This is a genomic window from Vibrio sp. DNB22_10_4 (genome assembly GCF_052879755.1).
Genome location: NZ_JBNNXW010000009.1, coordinates 120,641 through 146,038 on the forward strand (window position 1 = coordinate 120,641; position 25,398 = coordinate 146,038).

24 protein-coding genes are annotated in these 25,398 nt (G+C 45.6%); 16 read left to right on the plus strand and 8 right to left on the minus strand.

The features are described 5' to 3' along the window. The first annotated feature begins 267 nt into the window (after positions 1 to 267). Together ACVA6Q_RS18500 and ACVA6Q_RS18505 are read left to right on the plus strand one after the other, a co-directional pair. Positions 268 to 1,722 carry a sigma-54-dependent transcriptional regulator gene (locus ACVA6Q_RS18500; RefSeq protein ID WP_353496208.1) on the plus strand — a complete coding sequence of 485 codons (1,455 nt, stop codon included), beginning with the start codon at positions 268 to 270 and terminating at the stop codon, positions 1,720 to 1,722. Then, entirely contained in the window at positions 1,715 to 3,730 is a 2,016-nt protein-coding gene (locus ACVA6Q_RS18505; protein ID WP_446648499.1) for a sensor histidine kinase, read from the plus strand. The genes ACVA6Q_RS18500 and ACVA6Q_RS18505 overlap by 8 nt, the downstream gene beginning before the upstream one ends. A 65-nt stretch (positions 3,731 to 3,795) precedes the next feature. Here the strand turns inward: ACVA6Q_RS18505 and ACVA6Q_RS18510 are convergent, their stop codons facing one another. Both ACVA6Q_RS18510 and ACVA6Q_RS18515 read right to left on the minus strand, forming a co-directional pair. Then, on the minus strand, positions 3,796 to 4,170 hold the full coding sequence (locus tag ACVA6Q_RS18510) for a thiamine-phosphate diphosphorylase (RefSeq protein ID WP_446648500.1): 375 nt from the start codon (positions 4,168 to 4,170) through the stop codon (positions 3,796 to 3,798). Between the two features lie 192 nt (positions 4,171 to 4,362). Further along, positions 4,363 to 4,542, minus strand: a complete 180-nt coding sequence (locus tag ACVA6Q_RS18515; protein WP_353496205.1) for a hypothetical protein — start codon at positions 4,540 to 4,542, stop codon at positions 4,363 to 4,365. Positions 4,543 to 4,670: 128 nt separating this feature from the next. Between ACVA6Q_RS18515 and ACVA6Q_RS18520 the strand changes: the two genes are divergently transcribed. Together ACVA6Q_RS18520 and ACVA6Q_RS18525 are read left to right on the plus strand one after the other, a co-directional pair. After that, on the plus strand, positions 4,671 to 5,117 hold the full coding sequence (locus ACVA6Q_RS18520; protein ID WP_446648501.1) for a YHS domain-containing (seleno)protein: 447 nt from the start codon (positions 4,671 to 4,673) through the stop codon (positions 5,115 to 5,117). 32 nt (positions 5,118 to 5,149) lie between these two features. Then, on the plus strand, positions 5,150 to 5,395 hold the full coding sequence (locus ACVA6Q_RS18525) for a Rho-binding antiterminator (RefSeq protein ID WP_446648502.1): 246 nt from the start codon (positions 5,150 to 5,152) through the stop codon (positions 5,393 to 5,395). 36 nt (positions 5,396 to 5,431) lie between these two features. Here ACVA6Q_RS18525 and ACVA6Q_RS18530 read toward each other — a convergent pair whose 3' ends face one another. Continuing rightward, positions 5,432 to 6,310 carry a mechanosensitive ion channel family protein gene (locus tag ACVA6Q_RS18530; protein ID WP_353498695.1) on the minus strand — a complete coding sequence of 293 codons (879 nt, stop codon included), beginning with the start codon at positions 6,308 to 6,310 and terminating at the stop codon, positions 5,432 to 5,434. A gap of 23 nt (positions 6,311 to 6,333) precedes the next feature. Beyond that, positions 6,334 to 8,676, minus strand: a complete 2,343-nt coding sequence (locus ACVA6Q_RS18535) for an ATP-binding protein (protein WP_446648503.1) — start codon at positions 8,674 to 8,676, stop codon at positions 6,334 to 6,336. 187 nt (positions 8,677 to 8,863) lie between these two features. On the opposite strand from ACVA6Q_RS18535, the gene ACVA6Q_RS18540 reads away from it, so the two are divergent. Continuing rightward, positions 8,864 to 10,456, plus strand: coding sequence for an ABC-F family ATPase (locus tag ACVA6Q_RS18540; RefSeq protein ID WP_353496201.1), 1,593 nt, complete (start codon positions 8,864 to 8,866; stop codon positions 10,454 to 10,456). A gap of 243 nt (positions 10,457 to 10,699) precedes the next feature. Here the strand turns inward: ACVA6Q_RS18540 and ACVA6Q_RS18545 are convergent, their stop codons facing one another. From ACVA6Q_RS18545 to ACVA6Q_RS18555, 3 genes are all read right to left on the minus strand, one after another. After that, positions 10,700 to 11,047 carry a GlpM family protein gene (locus ACVA6Q_RS18545; protein WP_446648504.1) on the minus strand — a complete coding sequence of 116 codons (348 nt, stop codon included), beginning with the start codon at positions 11,045 to 11,047 and terminating at the stop codon, positions 10,700 to 10,702. A gap of 7 nt (positions 11,048 to 11,054) precedes the next feature. Then, on the minus strand, positions 11,055 to 11,411 hold the full coding sequence (locus ACVA6Q_RS18550) for an acyl-CoA synthetase (protein WP_446648505.1): 357 nt from the start codon (positions 11,409 to 11,411) through the stop codon (positions 11,055 to 11,057). Between the two features lie 156 nt (positions 11,412 to 11,567). Beyond that, positions 11,568 to 12,392 carry a formate dehydrogenase accessory sulfurtransferase FdhD gene (locus tag ACVA6Q_RS18555; protein ID WP_446648506.1) on the minus strand — a complete coding sequence of 275 codons (825 nt, stop codon included), beginning with the start codon at positions 12,390 to 12,392 and terminating at the stop codon, positions 11,568 to 11,570. Positions 12,393 to 12,526: 134 nt separating this feature from the next. Here ACVA6Q_RS18555 and ACVA6Q_RS18560 point away from each other — a divergent pair, with 134 nt between their 5' ends. From ACVA6Q_RS18560 to cobB, 11 genes are all read left to right on the plus strand, one after another. After that, positions 12,527 to 13,018, plus strand: coding sequence for a DUF3305 domain-containing protein (locus ACVA6Q_RS18560; protein WP_446648507.1), 492 nt, complete (start codon positions 12,527 to 12,529; stop codon positions 13,016 to 13,018). After that, on the plus strand, positions 13,008 to 13,619 hold the full coding sequence (locus ACVA6Q_RS18565; RefSeq protein ID WP_446648508.1) for a DUF3306 domain-containing protein: 612 nt from the start codon (positions 13,008 to 13,010) through the stop codon (positions 13,617 to 13,619). The genes ACVA6Q_RS18560 and ACVA6Q_RS18565 overlap by 11 nt, the downstream gene beginning before the upstream one ends. Before the next feature lie 254 nt (positions 13,620 to 13,873). Continuing rightward, a complete protein-coding gene (locus tag ACVA6Q_RS18570) occupies positions 13,874 to 15,535 on the plus strand; it encodes a 4Fe-4S dicluster domain-containing protein (RefSeq protein ID WP_446648509.1) in 1,662 nt (553 codons plus the stop codon). A gap of 12 nt (positions 15,536 to 15,547) precedes the next feature. Further along, positions 15,548 to 16,171: a TorD/DmsD family molecular chaperone gene (locus tag ACVA6Q_RS18575; RefSeq protein WP_446648510.1), complete on the plus strand. Its 624-nt coding sequence runs from the start codon at positions 15,548 to 15,550 to the stop codon at positions 16,169 to 16,171. A 57-nt stretch (positions 16,172 to 16,228) separates the two neighbouring features. Next, a complete protein-coding gene (locus ACVA6Q_RS18580) occupies positions 16,229 to 16,447 on the plus strand; it encodes a twin-arginine translocation signal domain-containing protein (RefSeq protein ID WP_446648511.1) in 219 nt (72 codons plus the stop codon). A 9-nt stretch (positions 16,448 to 16,456) separates the two neighbouring features. Next, positions 16,457 to 19,312 (plus strand): formate dehydrogenase subunit alpha, encoded by a 2,856-nt coding sequence (locus ACVA6Q_RS18585; RefSeq protein ID WP_446648512.1) that lies wholly within the window; start codon positions 16,457 to 16,459, stop codon positions 19,310 to 19,312. A gap of 11 nt (positions 19,313 to 19,323) precedes the next feature. Then, a complete protein-coding gene (gene fdh3B, locus ACVA6Q_RS18590) occupies positions 19,324 to 19,932 on the plus strand; it encodes a formate dehydrogenase FDH3 subunit beta (RefSeq protein WP_042501521.1) in 609 nt (202 codons plus the stop codon). An 11-nt stretch (positions 19,933 to 19,943) separates the two neighbouring features. Further along, a complete protein-coding gene (locus tag ACVA6Q_RS18595; protein ID WP_446648513.1) occupies positions 19,944 to 21,020 on the plus strand; it encodes a formate dehydrogenase subunit gamma in 1,077 nt (358 codons plus the stop codon). A gap of 16 nt (positions 21,021 to 21,036) precedes the next feature. Further along, on the plus strand, positions 21,037 to 21,468 hold the full coding sequence (locus tag ACVA6Q_RS18600) for a hypothetical protein (RefSeq protein WP_353496190.1): 432 nt from the start codon (positions 21,037 to 21,039) through the stop codon (positions 21,466 to 21,468). A gap of 353 nt (positions 21,469 to 21,821) precedes the next feature. After that, positions 21,822 to 23,042 (plus strand): ammonium transporter, encoded by a 1,221-nt coding sequence (locus ACVA6Q_RS18605; protein ID WP_446648514.1) that lies wholly within the window; start codon positions 21,822 to 21,824, stop codon positions 23,040 to 23,042. 132 nt (positions 23,043 to 23,174) lie between these two features. Then, positions 23,175 to 23,909, plus strand: coding sequence for a Sir2 family NAD+-dependent deacetylase (gene cobB, locus ACVA6Q_RS18610; RefSeq protein WP_418642220.1), 735 nt, complete (start codon positions 23,175 to 23,177; stop codon positions 23,907 to 23,909). 227 nt (positions 23,910 to 24,136) lie between these two features. On the opposite strand, the gene ACVA6Q_RS18615 is transcribed toward cobB, so the two are convergent. After that, positions 24,137 to 25,174, minus strand: a complete 1,038-nt coding sequence (locus tag ACVA6Q_RS18615; protein ID WP_446648515.1) for an extracellular solute-binding protein — start codon at positions 25,172 to 25,174, stop codon at positions 24,137 to 24,139. Between the last annotated feature and the right edge of the window lie 224 nt (positions 25,175 to 25,398).

Consider the following 25,398-nt stretch of genomic DNA (forward strand, 5'->3'; position numbering starts at 1 on the left):
CGAGAGGCAATTGATAGAGAGGTGGTCATAGTATTGTCCATTGTTGTTTTTATCGTAAACCATGTGCTCTTTGCGAGCCCTATCCTTAAGCAAAGACAATGCCACAATTTCCATAGGAAAAAAGAGGCAAAGTGCGACATTTTGCTAAAAATTTCATAGGGTAAACTACAATTAATTTGAGCTGGGACAAAATGTCGCACTTTTACCCATGATGTTTTGCAATAGATTGGTACACTCTGTCTCAAATAGGAACAATAACAACGCTTTATGACTTTATTTCAAACCTCTGATGTCCCCAACCAACAATCTTCGCCTTATTTGGCTTTCTCGGTGCTTGTTGTCGATGATGAAGTCGGCATGCAAACCGTTCTTAAAAAGGCGCTCAGCAAAGGCTTTGGCCATGTTGACACTGCGAATAGTGTAGAAGAAGCAGAAAGCCTTCGTATCCAGAACCACTATGATCTGATCATTCTCGATATCAATCTTCCAGGTCGCTCTGGTATTGAGTGGAAAGAAGCGTTTAACGATCAAGAGCGCAAAGCGGATGTGATATTTATGACGGGCTATGCTGACTTAGAAGTCGCGATTAGCGCGTTAAAGCTTGGCGCCTCCGATTTCATTTTGAAGCCTTTCAATTTGGAGCAGATGCTACAAGCGGTTAAACGCTGTATGGACAAGCGTTTGACCGAAAGAATGAATTTAGCGCTTAGCCATGACATTAGTCGCCGCGTTAGCAAAGACTTAATTGGTAGCTCAGAGAAAACCAAACAGCTTAAGCAACTGATTACTCAATATGCTCCTTCACGTGCATCGGTATTGATTGAAGGGGAATCGGGTACGGGCAAGGAGCTCGTCGCAAGAGGAATTCATACTGCCAGTCAAAGACAAGGCCCTTTTGTTGCTGTGAACTGTGGCGCTTTGGCTCCTGAGTTATTGGAAAGTGAGCTATTTGGACATGCCGCGGGTGCTTTTACCGGCGCTAAGAAAAGCCGAGAGGGTCTATTTCGCGTGGCCAGTGGTGGTACTTTGTTCTTAGACGAGATTGGAGAGATGCCTTTAGCAATGCAAGCCTCGTTGTTGAGGGTGTTGGAGCAGCGAACCGTCAGACCTGTTGGTACCGAGAAAGAGATCAGTATCGATGTTCGTGTTGTTGCAGCCACTAACCGAAATTTGCGCGAGCAAGTGGCCAGTGGAGAGTTTCGTGAAGATCTTTTCTATCGACTGAATGTACTCAAGATAGATGTACCAGCACTAAGGCAGCGTCTTGCTGATCTATCCGATCTTGTCCCATTTTTTACTCGCCAACTGTCGAGAGAGTTGGGTGTTGTGGAACCCAAATGGGCGCACGAAGACATGCATGCGATGCAAGACTACGATTGGCCTGGCAATGTGCGAGAGCTTAAAAATATGCTTGAGCGCTGCATTTTGCTTAACAAACCACCTGCTCACCATTTCAACGAAATGAAAGGTGGTACGGTGAATACATCCATCACTATGTCGGTAAACGACCTCACCACTATGCCTAGCACCAGCGAAGTCGTTGAGGGAGATTTTGGTTATCCAAATTCTTGGTCATTAAAGGACGTTGAAAAGTCACACATTCAACAAGTAGTGGACTTTCACTCTGGTAATAAATCTGCTGCATCGCGTGATCTTGGTGTTGCACGTAAGACTTTAGAGCGCAAGTTCAAAGAATGGGACGAGAGCGGGTTCGATGAATAGAGAAAATCGCTTTATCAGCAAGTGGCGTTACCGCGTCACTTCAATGGTGCGATATCGCTTGCTGTTTCTCACTTCAGCACCGATATTTTTGACCTTGATTGCTCTATTTGGCATCACTGCATATTGGTCCGTGCATTACACTTGGCAAAGTGCTTTAGTTGATGTGGCAGAGCGCCTCAACATCGTTGAGGACAAGATAGAAAGCTTGCAAACCCGTCAGTACGACCATCTGGATGCATTTGCTTCCTCTTATGAGTTTCGAACCCGTTTAGACCACCTACAAACCCACGACGAATTTGACTCTTGGGTCAGCTCTCAACGTGAGCGTTATAGCCTGGATTACTTACGTTGGATACCTAAGCAAAAAATCAACAATCTGACCGATTATGCGCAGATGGCGAGGCAAAAGAGCTTCTTCGATGTGCTGACGCGTACGCAAGCAGTTGCCATCGACCCTATGCTCTCTGATCATGCAGAAGTATGGCACCAAGCTAAACATATCAATGAAACTCGCGCCCTTGTTAGTCGGACAGTGACCGCAGTGTATGACTTCAATAGCAAGTTACTTGGTTACCTCGATGGTGGCGTGCTGATGAATAATAATTTGGCGCTTGTCGATGAGATAAAGAGCACTATTTATTCAAGCAATAGCTATAAGGGCACGGTGACGCTGTTTCTTGATGACTTGCGGATCGCGACCAATGTTTTTATGGAGGACTCTTACGAAGGTAGGCGAGCTCTTGGTACGGTTGTGTCAGAGCAGGTTAGGGAGGCAGTATTAGAGCGCGGTGAGATTTGGATTGATAAAGCGTTTGTCTATGACTCTTGGTATATCGCCGGTTATAACCCCATTGTGGATTGGCATGGTAATACAGTAGGTATCACCTACACCGGGTACTTAGTCTGGCCTTTGATTAAAACCTATATCACTAACTTAGGCGAAGTCACCGCCATCATTTTGTCGCTATTGCTCATTTCTGGGTTCATTGTGTATCGAGGTGCAAGAGATCTGTTCCGACCTATTGAGCAAATACACCGCGTTGTAAAAATGGTGCAGCTTGGCAAGGATGAAGAACGTATTGGAGAGCTGGGGTTGAACTCTAAGCACGAGCTAAGTCAGCTTGCTACCCAGTTCGACAATATGCTCAATCAGCTCCAATATCGAAACGAACAGATTCAAGAAGCTGCCCATGAACTTGAGGCTAAGGTTCATTCTCGTACTGCTAGTCTCAAAGAGAAAACCGAGCAGCTTGAACTGCACATTCAACTTCTGAATCAGACCCGAGATAAACTCGTTATCAATGAAAAGTTAGCGGCGTTGGGTGAATTGACCGCTGGTATAGCGCATGAGATCAATAACCCGACGGCTGTAATCCTAGGTAACGTTGAGCTGATTAAGTTTGAGCTTGGCTCCGACATCGAGCGTGTCGAAGAGGAAGTCGATGCCATTTTGGCGCAGATTGATCGCATTAGAAATATCACTAGAAGCCTTTTGCAATACAGTCGTCAGGGGGGCGTTCAGGATGAAATCACCTGGCAGCACGTGAATCCAATCGTTGATGAGAGCGTCACCTTAGTTCGAACTGGCTCGAAAAAGCGCAATGTTGAGTTTGTGGTGGACTTGCATGCCAAAACGCCAGTAGAGGTGAATCGTCATCAACTGCTGCAAATATTGGTGAACTTACAAATGAACGCTATTCATGCAATGAGTGGTAAAGGGCGCTTGACAGTACTCACTGAAGATTGGATTGAAGGCAAAGAGAGCGTGGGCGCACTGATTCACGTGATTGATGAGGGTTGTGGTATCTCGAAGCGAAATCTTAAGCGTATTTTTGACCCATTCTTTACCACAAAGCGTGACGGCACTGGGCTTGGTCTATCTGTGTCGCAAAGCATTTTGAGTCAAACCGGGGGTGAGATAAAGGTACAGTCAGTGGAAGGGGAAGGCAGTCAGTTTACTTTGTATTTGCCGAACAAAACTGACCATCACCTGTTGGTGAGTGCATAAAGAAAACGCGAGGTAAGCCTCGCGTTTTTTTATCAGTAGCGATAAGTTTAATACGTGCTTATGGCTTACTGCATACAAATAGCAACGGTGCCAAGCACCATTACTGTAATTAGGGCATACCAAATTTTCTGAGACTTGGTATCGGCGACATTGACGCGAATGTAGTTAATCTCCTCGGTCGCCATGACTTCAAAATCACTGAAGCTCATGGTGAACTCTTTGCGCGCTTGGATAATGTCATTTTGAAGTTTATTGAAGGTTGTTTCGATAAACTGTTTTGCTTCACCAAATGGTGCGCTTGCTAGAGAAAGCGCATCCCAGATGGCCATTCTAGATTCGAATTCGCGGTCGGTAACACGGTTTAACATCAACAGGTCGTGCTCACGCTTAATACGTTGTTTACCCAGTTTATCGAAATTTATGTGTGATAACTTGTTCAAGTCAACTACTCCAAAGTTTTATAACGACGCTGCATCCAAGGGTAAAGAATGCAGCGTTACGTGCGTGGAATAGTAGGTAGCGCACCACTAGGTATCAACTTGATGTTTTTGTGAAAACGACAAATTTTATTGTTTTTAGCAGGGGTCTGTTGGAACGTGATCACTTCGAGCAATTGCCTTGATAAACGTTCCTTAGTTTTCCATTGACCGTTTTCTATTAGGTAAACCACCCATATCCCAGCATTTAGTGATCAACATATTGCCTTGATAGTCCCCATTGACCCAGCAGGGAACGGTAGGGGTACCACCTGTGTTTCCCCCTGCAAATGCAGTGCTCGATATAGTGAGCGCGAGTATATAAAACCACTTCATAACTGCCTCCTGAAACGTGACTTTATTTTCGACTTAATAGTACGCAGCGAAACTCCATTGTTGCTGAAAGATAATCCTATCTCGTCCTGTCTACTTATGCTGATACGTATTCAAAACAAGGAGAGCCCATGCCACTATTCAAACTGTTTGCTTCTCTATATCTTTGGCTGGTGTTAGCCGCTAGCGCGTATGCTCTCGAGCCTGTTTATAGCGACTTTTTTGGTAAGGCGATTCGCGGTTATGATCCAGTGGATTACTTTACACAAGGCAAACCTGTCAAAGGTAATAGTGACTATACCTATGATTGGAATGACGCGACTTGGTACTTCTCATCCAAGCAAAACCAAGACCTGTTCACTGCCAATCCAGACCGCTACGCACCCCAGTACGGTGGTTACTGCGCTTGGGCAGTGAGTAAAGGCTATACGGCAAAAATCGACCCTAATGCGTGGTACATTCACGACGACAAGCTGTATCTTAATTATAGTAAGTCCGTGCAAAGCACATGGCAGCAGAATATTCCGGGCAACATTGCCAGCGCAGATCTAAACTGGCCGAGCCTGTTAAAGCAATAACTAAGTCAAGTTCTCATAAACAAGGAGTTCTAATGATTAGCTGTAGTGATTATGACTATGTAGAAATCGCGTGCATGCATCGATATCCGGTAAGGTTATCTATGAAAAATGGTCACAAAATTGAAGGTACAGCGCTCGATACCACTCGGAATGACGTTAAAGCCGAGTGTATTAAGCTTAGCCAGCAAAGCGGTGAGCGACTAGTCGAACTCGATCAGATCGCGAGTATAGAAGTATTAACCGCAAACCCTCACTTTGTTACTAAAGTGTTTTCATGAGGGCTAAATGGCCTATGCATTAAGCCCCTATAGTTACTAACTATTCTTAACGGCTATCTGTGGTGGATGGATACCATGCTTTTGAAATTCGCTCATGACCCGAAGCGTGATGTCCGTTTCGAATAGCTTCTCATACGCGGTATCCACGACGTAGGCTTTACAGGTCAGCTGAATCGCTAAATAGTTATCGGTAATGGTTTGTTTGACGAGTACGGTGACGGGTTTGGGTAGGTGAATATAACGACTCGATGACGCGGCTTCTTGGATTAAGTTACGCGCCAATACAATGTCTTCATTCATTCCTACATAAAATGGAATCACAACCTGCATGTCAAGCGCGCCATAGTTACCACTGACGGTTACTTCGTTTAAGAACTTGTTGTTTGGGATGGTGATGATGTCATCATTGAGGGTTCGCATCCGAACGGAGCGCAGACCTATCGTCAAAATATCACCATAATTGCCTTCAAATGTGACGCGGTCACCAACTTGGAATGGCCTGTCGATCATGACCGTTAATCCGGCAATAAAAGAGGCAGCGAGATCTTTCATCGCGAAACCAACAGACACAGCTAATGTTCCACCAATCAGGGCGAGTATGTGGTCGTTTATCCGAAAGCTGAGCATGAAAACCACGATGCCCGCAGTCATGTAAATAAAGAATTGTAGGAAGGATTGTAGCTTTTGCAGTAGCATTCGATATTGAACAAACTGGCCGCCAATACTGTCTACCATAGAGTTCATGAACTTAATCAGCAGCCACGTCGCCATAATAATAAGAATACTCGCCAGCACACCCGACCAGCGAATGAGTGAGGCAAACTGAGAAATACTGTCCACAGATGGGATTTCCTCACTTGCCCAAGTTATCGATGCGAGCAAAACCAAAGGAAGTAGGAGTAGACGCTTTATCATCATTCTTTTCATCATTGAGCTGCTCACTTAACCAGTAAATGCTGACGGTCTAATACGTTGGTGATATGTCTAAACCAATGATCGGAAATCCTTGCCTTATCTTCGCGCCATTCAATATAGCCTCTGCTCTGGAAATATCTCAGAGAACCGATGACTTCAGATATGGTGAGCTGAGTACAATCAGAGACATCTTCTGGCGAAGCGGATTCAAGCTGGACGATGGAGCGCAAAATAGCCAACATGGGTTTGGGCATTTTATCGAGTTCCTCGGATTCAGGAGCGTGGAATAGGCGTACTGCAACTTGCTCCGTTTCTTTGTTTCGATTTAGCGAGAAACGGAAAAATCGTAACGCTACCGTTGGATTGCCGTCTGAGTAATGCCACAAGATTCGATAGAAGCCTTGTTTCGCGCGGTCTTCTTCAGACTCACTGTCGTTGTCCCACTGTTTCGGTACGACAAGCCCTTCGAAGCTTACTGAGTGGCTAATATTGGGATTAATACGGCTGTCGAGAAGCGCCGACATTTGTTCCTCGTTCCACCTTGGCAAAAAGGCCACCCAGTCGAAAAGCAAACGTTCGCCGCGCGCTCTGTCGATAAAGCGCCAACTGGCTTTTTCAATAGAAAATACTGCTCGATGACTTTTCTTGGAACGGCGAAGTAGATTGGTGAATCGGATTAAGTCGTTTAATCCTCCCACCTTTGGTTTTACCATTCGTTGGCAGTTATCAATTGCGATTAGGTAATGTGTGTCGCTCTTTCTTAGGTGGCTGAGAATTTTTACTTCGCTGGTTTCTTCTTCTAGCCCTAGGCTTACCGCCAAGTGCATCAGCAGATCGTTGTAACCGGAATTAGGGCAGTTTATGTAAATCGGCTCAGCGTTTTTTACTTTGCTAAGAATTTGAGTAAGTAAGCGGGTAGCACCGATACCGCGCTCACCAGTGACGATACAAATCGCTGGGCTATTGGTTAGCAGGTATTTGGAAAGTTGCTGTATTTCCTGTTTTGCAAAGTCGACCAAAGGGCTACTGTCATCACCCGGGAGGATATATTCAAAAGCAGCATCACCTTTAATGCGCACTAGGTTTTCGTCGGCGCTGTTGCTGGTTTGCTTAGCCACTTCAATCCTAAACAGATAGGTGAGCGCTTGATTGAACATAGTGTAGCGGGACAAAAGCCCAATGAGACGATTTTTCAAATGATGTAAAGCGATCCATAAAGTCGCAATGGCGGTTGCTATCCATCCGATAATGAATACGTCTTTTTTTGCCGCAGCCCAGACAACAATGATCGGTTTCTCGGAGATTTTGTCTAACGATTCGAACACCACCTGTTTCCACATGATGATGACGCTGAGAGTGATGAGTGCAAACCAGAAAGAAAAGACACTGGTTATCCAATAATAGATAGTGCCTTTGCCAAGCGTCTGTGAGGCAATTTGAAGAACTAGGCCAACAACAATAAAGCTCCATACATAGCGTCTAACCGTAGACAACCTCAGTGCAGCCACGGTTTTATTGGTGGCAAGACTATTGCGCTGTACAAACTCAAGAATAAACGAGATGGCAATTGAGCCACCCAGTATCCACCAAGTAAACAGTTCGATGTAGTAAAGCTGTGAAAGTGCTTCGATACTGCTGAGTACTCGCAAAGAGACGGTAATAGCAATTAACCAAGCGATCGCATTGCTTGCACGCCCTATATACCAGATCAAGCGTACCCATACAGGAGGTTTGTTCATTGAGGTCGAGACATGAGCCTTGAATTGCTCAAACAACCGGCGCTGGTTGGCTAACCACCACATGAGTAGCGAATAGATGATAAAGACCTGCACACCAACCCAAATAACAGGGACAGGAGAGATGAATATCTCTTTAATCAGAGTCTTGAGACTGCGAAGCTGAAAGAACAGGAAATATTCCGCGTTGAGCTGCGTAATTCGCCACTCTTGTTTGAACTGCGTGACACCGTCGGGTCCAAAGCCAGTTAACTGGGCGAAGGTCTTTTCTGAGGCCAACTCCAATAAAGACTGTTTGCTCAAACTTAAACTGTTTAAAGTTAAATAATCACTTTGAACATCAAACCAATGGTCATCATTTGGTTCATCTCTATACACTGCGAGAGCTTCATTAAACTCAATAATGCTACGATCTTGTTGATCTAAGGTGTAGGAGAGTAGGCGCCGTACTTTGTTGATATCGGATGGCGTCATAAACAGCGCTTTTGGGAGGGTGGTAATTTCTTGTTGTAAAGAAAGCGCATCTTCCGATGCTGTGGGTAGCGTATCGTCTTGATAATCCCAGCGCGCGTGACAGGGGAAGCTCAGCGTTATCACCATCAACCATAACCAGAATGTCTGTTTTATCATTGTCAGCTTCCCACCCGTAACTGATTGAGTCTTATTGATTTGTTATTAGTGTAGTTTGACTCTAAGCGCTCTGCTCTTGAGAACAGAAAAAACAGTCTGTTTTTATCGTTAAAGCGGTTCCTACTTGCATCTCGGAGCAAGAGACTGTAGGGTTGCGCAGTTTTGTTCATTCACATAGGTAACGCTCGTGCTATCGACCGCAAATATCACTCAACAGTTTGGTGCTAAGCCACTGTTTGAAAACATCTCTATTAAGTTTGGCGAAGGCAACCGTTATGGCCTCATCGGCGCAAACGGCTGTGGCAAATCAACTTTCATGAAGATCTTGAGCGGCGAGTTGGAACCAACAGGCGGAAACGTCTCTTATGATCCGAACGAACGCGTAGCTAAGCTAAACCAGGACCAGTTCGCTTACGAAGAGTTCACGGTTGTCGACACTGTTATCATGGGTCACAAAGAGCTTTGGGCAATCAAACAAGAGCGTGACCGTATTTACTCGCTAGCAGAGATGAGCGAAGAAGATGGCATGAAAGTGGCTGATCTTGAAGTTCAGTTTGCTGAACTTGATGGCTACATGGCCGAAGCGAAAGCTGGCGAGCTACTATTGGCAGTAGGTATTCCAGAAGAGCAGCACTTTGGCCTAATGAGCGAAGTAGCTCCAGGTTGGAAACTTCGTGTGCTATTGGCTCAGGTTCTTTTTGCTGACCCGCATATCATGCTACTCGACGAACCAACCAACAACCTAGATATGGACACGATTCGTTGGCTAGAAGAAACGCTAAACCAACGCAACTGCACCATGATCATCATCTCGCACGACCGTCACTTCTTAAACTCTGTGTGTACGCACATGGCTGACCTGGATTACGGTGAACTTCGTCTGTTTACAGGTAACTATGATGAATACATGGTTGCGGCTTCACAAGCTCGTGAGCGCTTATTGGCAGACAATGCGAAGAAGAAAGCACAAATCGCTGAGCTAAATACCTTTGTAGCGCGTTTCTCTGCAAACGCATCTAAAGCGAAGCAAGCAACATCTCGTGCTAAGCAGATTGATAAGATCCAACTTGAAGAAGTGAAACCTTCAAGCCGTCAAAACCCGTTTATTCGTTTTGACCAAGAGAAAGAGCTATTCCGTAACGCACTAAACGTTGAAAACCTGAGCCAAGGCTTCGAAAACGATCTGTTTACTGGCTTCAATGCTATCTTCGAAGTAGGCGAGCGCGTTGCTATCATCGGTGAGAACGGCGTGGGTAAAACTACGCTACTCAACACACTTGCTGGCGTACTTGAGCCTCGTACTGGTGAGTACAAGTGGTCAGAAAACAGCAACATCGGTTACTACGCACAGGATCACGCACATGACTTCGAAGAAGACATGAACCTAATGGACTGGATGGGTCAATGGCGTCAAGCAGGCGATGACGAGCAAGTTATCCGCAGCTTCCTAGGGCGTATGCTATTTGGTCAAGACGACATTAAGAAGTCTGTAAAAGTACTTTCAGGTGGTGAGCAAGGTCGTATGCTTCTTGGCAAGATCATGATGCACAAACCAAACATGCTACTGATGGACGAACCAACCAACCACATGGATATGGAATCTATCGAATCGCTGAACAACGCGCTTGAGCAGTACAAAGGCACGCTATTCTTCGTATCGCACGACCGTGTGTTTGTAGACTCGCTAGCGACTCGTGTTCTAGAGATCAAAGACGGGAAGATTAATGACTTCCGCGGCACGTATGCTGAGTTCTTGAAATCGAAAGGTATTGATGGGTAATCAGATAGATTGCTTTGATAGGAGCCTCGCGGATGCGGGGCTTTTTTGTATTTGTTTTAGGGGATTAGAGCCTTAAGAGCACCCCCTCTAGCTCCCCCTTATAAAGGGGGAGAATCAGTGCTCGTTACTGGCGTAACATTGCACGGATATATTAGGCGATGCGTTAGCGAGCCAGTAGTTCCTCCCCTTTATAAGGGGAGGCTAGGAGGGGTGCTCTTTTGAATTTCGATATCAACACCAAAATCAACCCACAACCACACCCCGAACCCAAACCATCAACAACAAATACGCAAACATCACCCAAACCAACACCGCCGACAATAGCGTCCCAACAACAGACAAGTGATAACTAAAGTAATAAACTGCAATCAAATAAGCGGCATAAGGCATAAGCGAATAAAGCCCAAATAGCGCTGTCATACGAAGCGCTTCCATATTACGCTCGGTTGCGACGATGTAGTGGGCGATCAAAGCAAAACTTGGAAACAGTGGCACCAACCCTGCAATAAAGAAGTTCTTACTTTTAGATAGAATGGCAATCAGCATCACAGCCGCTGCGCCAATTAAGCATTTGAGAAATAGAGCGACCATTTTTGGATTACGCTAAGTTAAACAGCAGTTCATCATCCGTCATGTACTTATGCTTATTGCCGAGATTGCGCACATGCATAAACATAAAACTTGGAAACGCAGGGGCAAGTAGGTTATTGGGTTCCCAAAGTTCGCCACCAATAAATACATATCGACCTTGCTTTTCATCATTATGATGTGGGTTGTTGATCTCGGTTGAAAGTTCAGCGCGCACGCCTTCAATCACACAAACGATTTGTCCTTTGGCGACACCCACAACTCGTGTTACTAGGTTGGCTTTCATGCCGCATTTCCACGCTTGGCGTGTAGCCCATTCAAATCCGAGTTTACGGACACCTTTGTGAACATTGACGATAAGATTCATGCTGACTCTGCAATGGTTGAGTGTTTCGTTACAGAGTAATTTGATTGTATTGGGGAGACGAGTGAAGGCTGCGAGGCGATTCTTATTGGGTGACAATTTCATTAAAAAAGCCCCCTAAATTAGGAGGCTGTTTGGTTCAATTGACTGGCACCAAGCTTAGCTATTGCCTTTAACATCAAAATCGACTTTTTCACCGCCAGTAAACACTTGGAAGCGTAAGCCTTTAGCTCGAGCGATCGTGGTGATGCCAAACTGTTTAGCGAGATCTAACCCCATTTGAGTCACACCAGAGCGAGACAGCAGCACTGGGATCCCCATCTGCGCTACTTTGATCACCATCTCTGAGGTCAATCGACCCGTAGTGTAGAAGATTTTGTCATCGCCCGTTTCTTCATTGATCCACATTTCACCAGCAAGGGTGTCGACTGCGTTGTGGCGGCCCACATCTTCAACAAACGATAAAACCTCGTCACCTTTACAAATCGCACAGCCATGAACTGCGCCAGCTTTTTTATAGGTGTCGTTGTAATGGGTCAGAGCTTCGAGCGTCGCGTAAATCTGAGACTGCTTGAGGGGCGTTTGTGGCACTTGATAGCCTTCAAGTTGCTTCATAACGTTGCCATACATGGTGCCTTGACCACAGCCTGAGGTGACGGTTTTCTTTTTCAAGGCTTCTTCAAGAAAGTCCGTATTTTCTTTGGTGATCACGGCCGCTGAATGCGTTTCCCAGTCGATTATTAATGACTCAATGGCAGCAGGATCAGACAGAAAGCCTTGGTTCTTTAAGTAGCCCAATACGAGAGAGTCAGGCCTTGAGCCGAGCGTCATTAACGTCACGATCTCTTTCCAGTTCAGCATGACAGTAAGAGGGCGTTCGCAGGCGATCTGCTTGGTAAGTTTTTCACCATATTCGTCGAACACGTCGACTTCGATAGTTTGGAGGGGATTTTCGCTTGTTCTAATAATGTTGGGTTTAACCACGCGTATATCCTTTTGGTCTGGCAGTAGCACTTGGCTATTGGCTTGATATTTGCTTAGTTTTCACTAATGCTTAAACGATTATTACCAATAAAGTTTGGGCGCGCAAATAACTTACGCTAATTTAGGGATATGAAATGCAGTCAGAAACTCCTGAACCCATTCCTAACCATTCTTCTACTTTTGATGCTCAGCTTATTGAAAAAAACGAGCATCAATGGCCGATACAAATCGACTTGTCTGTTGTTGAAAAGCAAGTAGGACGCTGGACAAGCACCCAGCGCGAGCTTGAGGGTTTTCAATTAGAAGTCACGGATAACAGCAAGCCTCATGCCATCTTAGAACTCTATCGAGATGAGCGTACCGATTACCGATTTAATCTAAGTTCCCAGAACCCAATGTTGTTCGTTGTTTTGGATAGCCATGATGAGCTCAGCCTAAAGCCGATTGTCGTCACAGCGTCACAAGCTGTAGCCGGATCTTTTATGGATGGTGACTACTTGGTGCTTTCTAAACCTATTCCGTTGCCTATCCAAGCATGGATGGAAGCGTTCATCGGTCGGCATGGTGAACTGCTCGAAGTAAGACGGAAAAAACGTAAAGGAGCGGGGCGTTCAAGTGGCAAATAGTTTTCTATCACGTTGGTCTCAGCGTAAATTAGAGGAACAGTCCGAACAACAGACTGAGCCAGAATTGCTGACCATTGAAGATGAGCAAACAGGGGAGTCAGTCGCAGAAGAGGATGTTGTACTGGATGCGTCTAATGACTCGCTGGAATCAGAGACGGAAGGAGAGGTAGAGACAGAAACCACAGTTGATACAGAGGAGGAGGATCTCTCTATATCTCAGCTTCTTGCTAATACTGAAGTGGACAAAGCTGTTAAAAAAGCCGCGCTTAGAAAGCTCTTTATGCAGCCAGAATTTAATGTTGTCGATGGGTTAAATGACTATGACCATGACTACTCAGCCGTTAAACCCCTAGCTACAGGAGTCGCTGAAACGCTTAGGGGCTGGGTAAAAGAGATTGATGAGAAATTGGAACCTGAAGAAGCCCCCCAGAACTCAACAACACTGACATCGAGTGATGCCGAGCGTAATGCCGAAAGTGTTGATTCCGATGATAGTGAGCCTGTTGCGAACGCGTCTGTGGAAAGCCCTAGAACAGATCAGCAAACCAAATCGGGTGATGAAACTATTTCTGAGATAAAGCCTGATACCAAGCCTACCTAACAAGCTGATATTGAGACAAAATTTACCACATAGAAAGTAGGTACATTTTGTCTCATTTTAGTTTCTCAATGAATGAGACAAAATGTCTCACGCGACAAATAGCCTCAACGATCTGAGGGAAAACTGAGGTAATGCATTAATTAATAGCGTTTTTTTATCGTATTTATAGTTGGAACAGTAATTGCAAACCTGTGTAGTTGGTTCATATGAAACCAAAAAACGGAGCGCAAAGACTCCACCACTGGAAACAAGCGATGATAAAACAACTATTACAACAAGCGACATCTAAAAACGGACGCGCGCGTAGCTTTGCTTTTGAAAACACCGTTGAGTTATCGAACTTAATACCACCAACGGTGAGCTATGAAAGTCATGGTGACACGTTAATCGTTGGGCCTACGGCGATTATCACCAGTACAGCAGAGCAGTTGACGACGATGCATTCGGTAACACTACTGTCGACTGACGGCGAGCCCTCTGAGCATAGTAACCTCTACTATGCTGACAGCATCGAAATCACTGGATTCTTGGGTACGTTTAGCGTTCACATCCAAAATAAGCACACGCACAGCAATTTAGCGGAAGTCTCTATCGGTCGAGACTGTTTCGACATTGTTTTGGATCACTCTCTCAACGGCTGTATGTCTGAAGAAGTGCCTGTACCTGGTTACTACCCAGTTGGTCGTGGTTACCCAACACTTGCCGATGCACTGGAAGAAATTCCGGGCTTAATGGGGACGTTTGATAAGCCAAAGTATTTTCGACTCGATACGGATTTGTGCGCCCACAGCTCACGAGGTGTAAAGGGTTGTGAGCGATGTGTAGACGCTTGTCCTGCTGGAGCGCTTAGCAGCCAAGGTAACGATAAAATTGGTCATAAGATCGAAATCAACCCTTACCTTTGCCAAGGTGTCGGTACTTGCGCTACAGCATGTCCTACGGAAGCGATTCACTACGCACTTCCTACACCACAAGATACCCAAAAGTTCATTGAACGTACGCTGGCAAATTATCATCAGCAGGGTGGTGAGAATGCCATTGTTCTAATCTGTAGCTCACGTCATGAAAGCTATAACGTGATGGCGCTGAAAGTATTGCCAGACAATGTGATTCCAGTAGTGGTCGAAGAGCTACCATCGGTAGGAATTGATACTTGGTTCGCTGCGTTGGCCAATGGCGCGACTCAAGTCATATTTTCTGCAAGTCGTCATATGCCAGAAACCATTCAAACGGTACTGAATCGTGAAGTAGGTATGGCGCAGCAGCTTCTAGAAAACCTAGGTCTAGCACGTGAGACCATCGACATCTTGTACCTTGAGTCATTGCGCGAAGGTATGCCGACATTAGTTGAGTTAGACCTTGAGCTTCGTATTGGCGATGTTGAAGGCAACAAACGTCAACGACTATTCCATTCTTTGGATGTGTTGTCTGCCAAACAAGGCGTGACTGACAACATTCAGCCACTCCCGACGACCGCACCTTATGGCACTGTTCAATGTGATACGGACAAATGTACCTTGTGTATGGGCTGTGTAGCGGTTTGCCCAACGAAGGCGCTTTACAACAAGGGTGATAGACCTGCGCTAGACTTTGTTGAGCAAGACTGCGTGCAGTGCGGCATGTGTGAAAAAGCGTGTCCAGAATCTGCGTTATCCCTTACTCAGCAAATCAATTGGGACAAAGAAGCGCGCACCAAAGTCGTTGCGCTTCATGAAGAGAAAGCGGCGGAATGTTTAAGTTGTGGTAAGCCATTTGCACCGCAATCCATGATTACGATGCTGCAAGATAAGTTACGCGGTCACTCTCACTTTGACAATGAAGCGGCACTGCGTCGTATTGCGATGTGTGAAGATTGTCGAGTCGTGGATATGTTTGAAAATATGGCTGAAAACCCTGAACAACAACTTAAATACTAGGAACGTATGTCAATGGATAACGAGAATAACCAACTAAGAAGTGACATCTACCTACTCATTTCAACGCTATGCCGTGGGGCGCCTGAGCGTGAGTTACTTGATTTTCTATCAACATTGGAGATCGAGTCGGGCATTAATCAAATGACCAGTGCATGGCAAGGGTTAGCTGAGGCTGCAAAAGTCGCTGAAGTCAGTGCGCTTGAAGATGAGTATCAAGACTTGTTCATAGGTGTCGGAAAAGGTGAGGTGATTCCTTTTGCTTCTTGGCATTTGACCGGCTCTCTGATGGATAAGCCGCTGGCGGCGCTTCGCCAAGATCTTAGCCATTTAGGCCTAGAGCGTGAAGAGTCAGTTAAAGAGCCAGAAGATCATATTTCAGCCGTGTGCGAAGTGTTAGCGCACTTGATTGACCAACAGAAAGAGCAAGAAGCGAAAGCCTTCTTTAACCACCATCTTTCTCCTTGGTACACAGATTTATGCCGCCAGATTGAAACTGCGCCGAGTGGTCAGTTTTATCCATCTGTTGCGGTATTAATGCAAGCATTTTTCGATGTAGAGCAGGTGAGCTATGCGCAAAACCCAGGCACTACGCAGACGAAAATGAAGATAGACGTAAAAAATATAACCACTAAGTAATGTCAGCTAACGAGAGATGCCATCACAACGGATAGGTATCCACTCAGGGAGCAAACTATGAGTAAACAAACCAAACGTGACGATAAAAGTGATTTTAACGAAAATCGTCGAAACCTACTAAAAGGCCTGACTACTGCGGCTGTCGCCGGCGCTGTTATTTCAGGTACTGCACATGCCACGACTAATACTGAGTTAGTTGAAGCAAAGCCCGATAACGATCAGAAAACCGGTTATCGTGAAACGCAGCACGTTAAAGATTATTACGACACATTGTAGGAGCAAAGCATGAAATTAACGAAACGCTCCGACAATGTGAGCAATAATGAAAACAAGCTCGGTCTTAGCCGCCGTGCATTTATGCGCAATTCATCTATCGCTGCAGGTGGTTTGGCTGCGGGTGCCTATACGTTCGCACCAGGTATGATCAGAAAAGCACAGGCTGAATCGGTTCCTGTGGATGCAAAGACGGAAGTTAAGCGCACCATCTGTTCTCACTGTTCGGTGGGCTGTGGCGTTTATGCCGAAGTACAAAACGGTGTGTGGACTGGCCAAGAGCCAGCGTTTGACCACCCATTTAATGCTGGTGGTCACTGTGCGAAAGGTGCAGCCTTGCGTGAGCATGGTCATGGTGAACGTCGTCTTAAGTACCCAATGAAACTCGAAGGCGGTAAGTGGAAGAAGCTTAGCTGGGAAGATGCGATTGAAGAGATCGGTAATAAGGTTTTAGAGATCCGCAAAGAATCAGGCCCAGATTCTGTTTACTGGCTGGGTAGTGCCAAGCACAACAACGAACAAGCGTATATGTTCCGTAAAATGGCATCGCTTTGGGGCACTAACAACGTTGACCACCAAGCGCGTATTTGTCACTCGACCACAGTATCCGGTGTTGCTAACACTTGGGGCTACGGGGCGATGACCAACTCGTTCAACGACATGCACAACTGTAAGTCGATGCTGTTCATTGGTTCAAACCCGGCGGAAGCACACCCGGTGGCTATGCAGCACATCCTGATCGCAAAAGAGAAAAACCGCTGTCAGATCGTGGTTGCAGATCCTCGTCGTACTCGCACCGCAGCAAAAGCCAACCACTACTGCTCGCTTCGCCCTGGTACCGACGTAGCGTTTATCTGGGGTCTTTTGTGGCATATCTTCGCAAACAAGTGGGAAGATCAAGAGTTCATTCGCCAGCGTGTTTACGGTATGGATGAGATCCGTACTGAAGTAGCGAAATGGAATCCAGAAGAAGTGGAGCGCGTTACTGGCGTTAGCGAAGCGGATGTTTACAAAGCGGCGAAGATCCTTTCTGAAAACCGCCCTGGCAGTATCATTTGGTGTATGGGTGGTACTCAGCACACTACAGGTAATAACAATACACGTGCTTACTGCGTACTCGAGCTTGCTCTGGGCAACATTGGTAAGTCTGGTGGTGGTGCCAACATCTTCCGTGGTCACGACAACGTTCAAGGCGCTACTGACCTTGGCGTACTCTCTCACACTCTACCTGGATACTATGGTCTAGCAGATGGTTCATGGAAACACTGGGCAAAAGTGTGGGATGTTGACTACGAGTGGATCAAAGAGCGATTTGACCAGAATGAATACCGCGGCAAGAAGCCAATGAACAACATGGGCATTCCAGTGTCCCGTTGGATTGATGGTGTTTTAGAGAATAAAGACAATATCGAGCAGAACGATAACATTCGTGCCATGTTCTATTGGGGTCACGCGGTTAACTCGCAAACCCGTGGCGTAGAGATGCAAAAAGCGATGCAGAAGCTGGATATGATGGTGATCGTTGACCCGTATCCAACACATGCAGCGGTTATGAATAACCGTACTGATGGCGTTTACCTGCTTCCTGCAACCACCCAGTTTGAAACGTATGGCTCTGTTACGGCTTCTAACCGTTCACTGCAATGGCGCGACAAAGTTATTGAACCACTTTTCGACTCTAAGCCTGACCACGAAATCATGTACCTTCTAACTAAGAAGTTGGGTTTCGAGAAAGAGCTATTCAAAAATGTTGCGGTTGAGAACAATCAGCCAAACATCGAAGACATCACGCGTGAGTTTAACAAAGGCATGTGGACGATTGGTTACACCGGCCAAAGCCCAGAGCGTATTAAAGCGCACCAACAAAACTGGCATACGTTCCACAAAACTTCACTGGTAGCGGAAGGCGGCCCAATCAATGGCGAAACCTACGGTTTACCTTGGCCATGCTGGGGCACAGCTGAGATGAAACACCCAGGTACCCACATTCTTTATGATACGTCTAAAGCAGTCGCTGACGGTGGTGGTAACTTCCGTGCTCGTTTTGGTGTTGAGTTCGAAGGCAATAGTCTACTCGCTGAAGATAGTTATTCCTTGGGTTGTGAACTTGAAGATGGCTATCCAGAGTTTACGGATAAACTCATCAAACAATTAGGTTGGTGGGATGACTTAACGGCGGAAGAAAAAGCAGCAGCAGAAGGTAAAAACTGGAAGACGGACTTATCTGGTGGTATTCAGCGCGTAGCGATTAAGCATGGCTGTATGCCTTTTGGTAATGCCAAAGCGCGTGCCATTGTTTGGACATTCCCAGATAGAGTGCCTTTGCACCGTGAGCCACTTTACACGCCAAGACGTGATTTAGTAGCAGATTACCCAACATGGGATGACAGTGAGTCTATCTACCGTCTTCCTACCATGTACAAATCAATTCAAGACAAAGATGTGTCGGGCGAGTATCCAATCGTTCTAACGTCAGGTCGATTGGTTGAGTACGAAGGTGGTGGTGAAGAAACGCGTTCTAACCCATGGCTAGCCGAACTTCAGCGTGAAATGTTTGTTGAGGTGAACCCGAAAGATGCCAATGACATTGGCTTCAAAGACGGTGACATGGTGTGGGTTGAAGGTGCAGAAAAAGGGCGTATTAAGGTGAAAGCGATGGTGACACCTCGTGTGAAACCGGGTCTGGCGTTCATTCCATTCCACTTTGGCGGTAAGTTCCAAGGTGAAGACCTCACCAATAAGTATCCAGAGGGTACCGTGCCTTACGTCATCGGTGAAGCCGCTAACACAGCAACCACCTATGGTTATGACCCAGTGACTCAAATGCAGGAAACCAAAGTCACTCTCTGTAACATTAAGAAAGCGTAAGGAGTCACCTAATGGCTAATATGAAATTCCTATGTGACACCAAACGTTGTATTGAATGTAATGGCTGTGTCACGGCATGTAAAAACGAAAATGATGACGCGCTTCAATGGGGTATCCAGCGTCGTCGTGTTGTTACTTTGAACGATGGTCTTCCCGGTGAAAACTCGATCTCTGTGGCTTGTATGCACTGTACCGACGCGCCATGTATGGCTGTGTGTCCTGCAGATTGCTTCGAGCGTACAGAAGATGGCATTGTGCTTCACAACAAAGATCTCTGTATCGGCTGTGGCTACTGCTTGTTTGCCTGTCCATTTGGTGCACCTCAGTTCCCGAAACAAGCTGCGTTTGGTGAACGCGGTAAAATGGACAAATGTACTTTCTGTGCGGGCGGCCCTGAAACTGAAGATAATTCAGAAGAAGAGCGCGCTAAGTATGGCGCAAACCGTATTGCTGAAGGTAAGCTGCCAATGTGTGCCGAGCTTTGTTCAACAAAAGCTCTACTAGCCGGTGACGCTGCGAAAGTATCGGATATCTTCCGTCAACGTGTAGTAGAGCGTGGTGCGAAAGATGCAGGTTGGACCGATGGGAATGACCTCGCTTACGATGCGACTAAAAGCTAATGGAGAGAGCGATGGCTATTTTGTCTAAACAACAAGGTTTGCTTGGCTCTGTCTTCCAATTGCTGCTGCCAGTGTTGGCAGCAGTGGTTCTTGTAATGTCGTTTGGCGTTCATGCTGAAGAAAGTAAGAGCAATAAAGTTGTTCAAGGTGAGATGACACAGCTTGCTGGTGCTGACTATTGGCGCATGGTGAAAGAAGGGGTAGAGGGGACAACCACCTCTGCGTCTCCTGAGCACGGTGTGTTAATCAGTACGCCTGGTGAAACGTGGTATATCTTGAAAGAAAAGTGGATGTCTCCTGCTGGTGCAGTAGCCATTTTCGGTAGTATTACCCTTGTGATGCTCGCGTATTTCATTGGTGGCCCAATGAAGCTATCTGGCGCGAGAACTGGGCGTAAACTGCAAAGATGGAGCCGTATGGACAGAGCGCTTCACTGGAGTATGGCGTTTGTCTTCTTAACGCTTGCCTTCAGTGGTCTGATGCTGGTCTACGGTAAGCACTTTATGAAGCCTTATGTACCTACAGACTTATGGGGCTGGACCGTTTATTTGGCGAAGCAGTACCATAACTATATGGGGCCAATGTTCTTAGTGCTACTCGTTGCCCTGCTCTTTAAGTGGTGGAGTAAATCTATTTTCACTAAGGTGGATGTACAGTGGTTTATGAAGTTTGGCGGTATGGCAGGCAAGCATAAAGGCAGTCACCCCTCTGCTGGTTTTTCTAATGCGGGTGAGAAGGTTCTGTTTTGGATGCTGATCATTGTTGGTGCTGTTGTCGCCGCCAGTGGCCTTATTCTAGATTTCCCTATTTTTGGTCAAACACGTCGTGATATGGAATGGTCGAACTTAATCCATATGCTGGCTGCACTGATACTGATCTGTGGTTTCATTTTCCATATTTACATCGGCTTGTTCGGGATGGAAGGAGCGTTGGAAGGCATGGTGACGGGTGAAGTTGACGAAACGTGGGCGAAAGAGCATCACGATCTTTGGTATGAGGAAGTCAAACATGAGCTGGACAACCCCAAGCCTAAAGAAGAGTCAGTTTCATCTGGCGTTGATGGCAAGACGCGAAGCGATCTAAGCTAAAGGAGAATACTAAGATATGCACCAACAACACAAAGGTATTTGGATAGCTTACATTCTTAGCCTCTTTACGCCTTTTACGTTATTAATCTCAGGCGTTATTGCTATTGTCTATGCTGGTTATCGTTTGGACAAAGGTGAGGATAGTGATGTGATTAACTCTCATTACTACGGGTTGATTAGAACCTTCTTTCTCAATCTGACCTTCTTTGTTGTGTTAATCGTCACTGTAGCAACCTCTAACGGCTTGCTCAAAGGCGTCACGCACTATTGGTATCAGGCAACGTGGCTCGACCAGATTGCAAACTTCATTCCCTATGTTGGTATGTTGTTTGCCTCGGTCGCAATTGTGGTCTGGATTATTCGTATGTTTGCTGGCATGAACAAACTGAAGCAAAACATACCAATGACGTTTGGTGAAACTGCTGAGCCAATTAAGCATCTACCGTAAATACTGGTAGTCCTATCGAAAAGGAGTTGTAGCTAACTACAACTCCTTTTTTATTGTCTGACCTATTTTTTGCAACATAATTGCAACTTATTAGTGCACTCCAAATTGGTGCGTCATCCCTTCCATGGTGCAACAGAAACGTGCTACGTCGTAACTCTTTAAAGCCAGTGCCATCAAGGTTTATTATTAATCAATAACTTAGATGCGTATCTGTTATTTCTGTCAACTTGGAACGTTCTTTGCTCTAACTGTCGTTCAATAAAAAATCGCTCTCACCAAATTGGTGTAAAGCAAGAAGGTGTGGCACGTTTTTGGTGCGTGTCATAACTAAACGATAAAGGAGTAATCGACTTATGACCCCCTCTGTAGAGCACGTACATGGTGCAGTACAAACACTCACTCAGAGTTCAGATACGCTTTTCTTACTATTGGGTGCCATTATGGTGTTCTTAATGCATGCTGGGTTTGCATTTCTTGAAGTGGGGACGGTAAGGCATAAAAACCAGGTGAATGCTTTAGTGAAAATCTTGGCTGATTTTGGTGTTTCAGCGATTGCTTATTTTTTCATAGGCTACTGGGTAGCTTATGGTGGTACATTTTTCGCGGATGCGGAAACCTTGTCGCAAGGAAATGGCTATGAGCTGGTTAAGTTCTTCTTCCTGTTGACGTTTGCGGCCGCAATTCCAGCCATTGTCTCTGGTGGTATTGCAGAGCGCGCAAGGTTCTACCCTGTGTTGTTAGCGACTTTCTTTACCGTGGGTCTTGTCTACCCGTTGTTTGAAGGGATGATTTGGAATGGTAACTTTGGCTTTCAAAGCCTTTTAGAGTCAAGCTTTGGTGCGGGTTTCCATGACTTTGCTGGCTCAGTGGTGGTGCATGGCGTTGGTGGTTGGATTGCTTTGGTTGCGGTGATCTTCCTTGGTATGCGAAAAGGGCGTATTCGCGCTGGTAAACATACCAACTTTGCTCCGTCAAATATTCCTTTCTTGGCTTTGGGGGCGTGGATCCTAAGTGTTGGTTGGTTTGGCTTTAACGTGATGTCTGCGCAAACGCTCGAAGGAATTAGTGGTCTTGTTGCGATGAACTCACTGATGGCAATGGTAGGCGGCATCTTAGCTTCTCTGTTTGCGGGTAGAAATGACCCTGGTTTTATCCATAATGGACCGTTAGCAGGCTTAGTAGCGGTTTGTGCGGGTTCGGATCTGATGCATCCAATTGGTGCTCTGATTACTGGCGGTGTAGCAGGCGCATTGTTTGTTTGGGTGTTCACTTATCTACAGAATAAAACGCAAATTGATGACGTATTGGGTGTATGGCCGCTACATGGCCTCTGTGGCGCTTGGGGCGGTATCGCGGCAGGTATTTTTGGTCAGCAAGCACTAGGTGGTATGGGTGGTGTAAGCTTCGCCTCCCAATTAGTTGGCACAGCTGCTGGTATCGTTGTTGCCGTGATTGGTGCTGGTCTTGTGTACGGCATTCTTGATAAGCTCACTGGCTTGCGTTTATCTGAAGAAGAGGAATACAAAGGCGCGGACTTGGCGATTCACAAGATCTCAGCCACAAACGAAGATTAATACTATCTTATTGCTTCTAAGTAACTGAAATCACGTAGGGATTAGACCATGGTCTAATCCCTAAAACTATTGATGTTATTCGTTCCATGTTACTCTTGTTGGTACAACAATAAGTCAGCACAAGGAAGGTCTATGAAGTTTCCCTACAAAAATGTCGTTGTTTTGACCGGTGCGGGTATTTCTGCGGAGTCAGGTATTCAAACATTCCGTGCACAAGACGGACTTTGGGAAAACCACCGAATTGAAGACGTGGCCACTCCAGAAGGTTTTGTACGCAATCCAGAACTTGTCCAAAATTTTTATAATCAGCGTCGTAGCAAACTCCAACAGGAGTCTATTTTGCCTAACGCCGCTCATATCGCGTTAGGAAACCTTGAAAAAGAGTTAGACGGCACGGTTACTGTTATTACTCAAAATATCGACAATCTCCACGAGCGCGGCGGAAGCGAAAACATCATTCATATGCATGGTGAACTTCTTAAAGCACGCTGTGAAGAGTCTGGGCAGGTGATCGATACCAAAGACGATATCCTTACTGGAGATTTATGCCACTGTTGCCAAATTCCTTCGCAAATGAGACCACATATCGTCTGGTTTGGTGAGATGCCTCTTCGAATGGGTGATATTTACGCCGCTATTGAGAAAGCTGACCTGTTTGTTTCCATTGGTACTTCAGGCGTAGTGTATCCAGCTGCGGGTTTTGTTCATGATGCTAAAATGCATGGCGCTCACACCATAGAGATCAATCTAGAGCCAAGCGCAGTACAGAGTGAGTTTGAAGAGAAGCGATATGGAAAGGCGAGTATTGAAGTGCCTAAGTTGGTCAAAGAGATTTTAGAGTTGCAGACTCAAGGTAATACTGCTTAAAACCAAACCTACTACGTATTACCTGTAGTGTATTGTGCTATACCACCATTACGTCATCCTCGAGATATCGAGGAGCTCCCGAAGCGTGCAGGGTGGTAACAGTCATTGAAGTTGGCTAAAGCGCGCTATAGAAGATCCCCTTTTTAAAGGGGATGACGACTTTTAGGAAAACTAGATATAACAAAGCCCTCCAGTAGGAGGGCTTTGTCTTTAGTCAATACTAGAAATTAGTTATCGACTTTTAGCTTTTGGAAGTATTCTTCGTAAAGCGCGCCAGCTTCGCCAACTTCATCTTGCCATGTACCCGAGTCCATCACTTTTTGAGGTGGGAACACGTTTGGATCTTCAGCAAATTCTCTTGGTAGTAGCGGATAAGCTGTTTTAACTGGTGTTGGGTAACCAATTTCCACTGCAATTTTCGCAGCATTTTCTGGACGAAGTAGGAAATCAATCATCTTGTGTGCGGCTTCTGTATTTTTCGCACCTGATGGGATGGCTAGGCTATCCATCCAGAAAATCGTGCCTTTTTCAGGCCATACGATCTCGATAGAAGCGCCTTCTTGGCGAGCCATATATGCTGAACCATTCCAAAGCATACCCAGTGATACTTCACCTGCAAGGTATGGGTTTGCCGGGAAATCTGAGTTGAACACCAATACATTTGGTACCAACTTTCTAAGCTCTTCGTATGCAGCTTTGATTTCATCTGGATTAGTGGTGTTTGGCGAGTAACCAAGTTTCGTTAGTGCGATGTGGAATACTTCACGTGAGTCATCCATCATCATCAGCTGACCGTCCCATTGAGGATCCCATAAATCACCCCAAGAGCTTACCGCTGAACGGTCTAGCATATCTGTATTGATACCGATACCGGTTGCGCCCCAGATATAAGGAATCGAGAATTTGTTGTCTGGGTCAAAAGGCTTGTCTAGATAGTTTGGATCCAGATCTTGATAGTGAGCTAGCTTTTCTTTGTCTAACTCTTGAAGCATGCCTTCTTTACGCATCTTAGATACGAAGTAGGTAGAAGGAACCACGAGGTCGTAGCCAGAGCCTTGCGTTTTTAATTTCGCATACATGCTCTCATTGGATTCATAAGTAGAGTAGATGACTTTAATGCCAGTTTCTTTAGTAAAGTCTTCTAGTACTTCGCTAGGAATGTATTCAGACCAGTTGTAGAAGTAAAGTTCTTCGTTGGCTGCAAACGCCGGGGTAGTGAAGAGAGTCGCCGCACATAGTGCGCCTGCATACAATTTGCTTTTCATTACTTTTCCGTTTGTTTTGGTAAACAAAGAGTCTCTAAGAGACATGACGATATGGGAAAGTAGGGCTTCCCACACTACTTTGCACGCCATCATTATTTGATGTGCATCACAACATTATATCAGCCAATGATTGAATACTCTATGTTGGAGTTTACAAAAATTAAACGTTTAGAAGGATATAGAACGTTAGCCATAAAAAAAGGTGGCTACTGCCACCTTTTTAC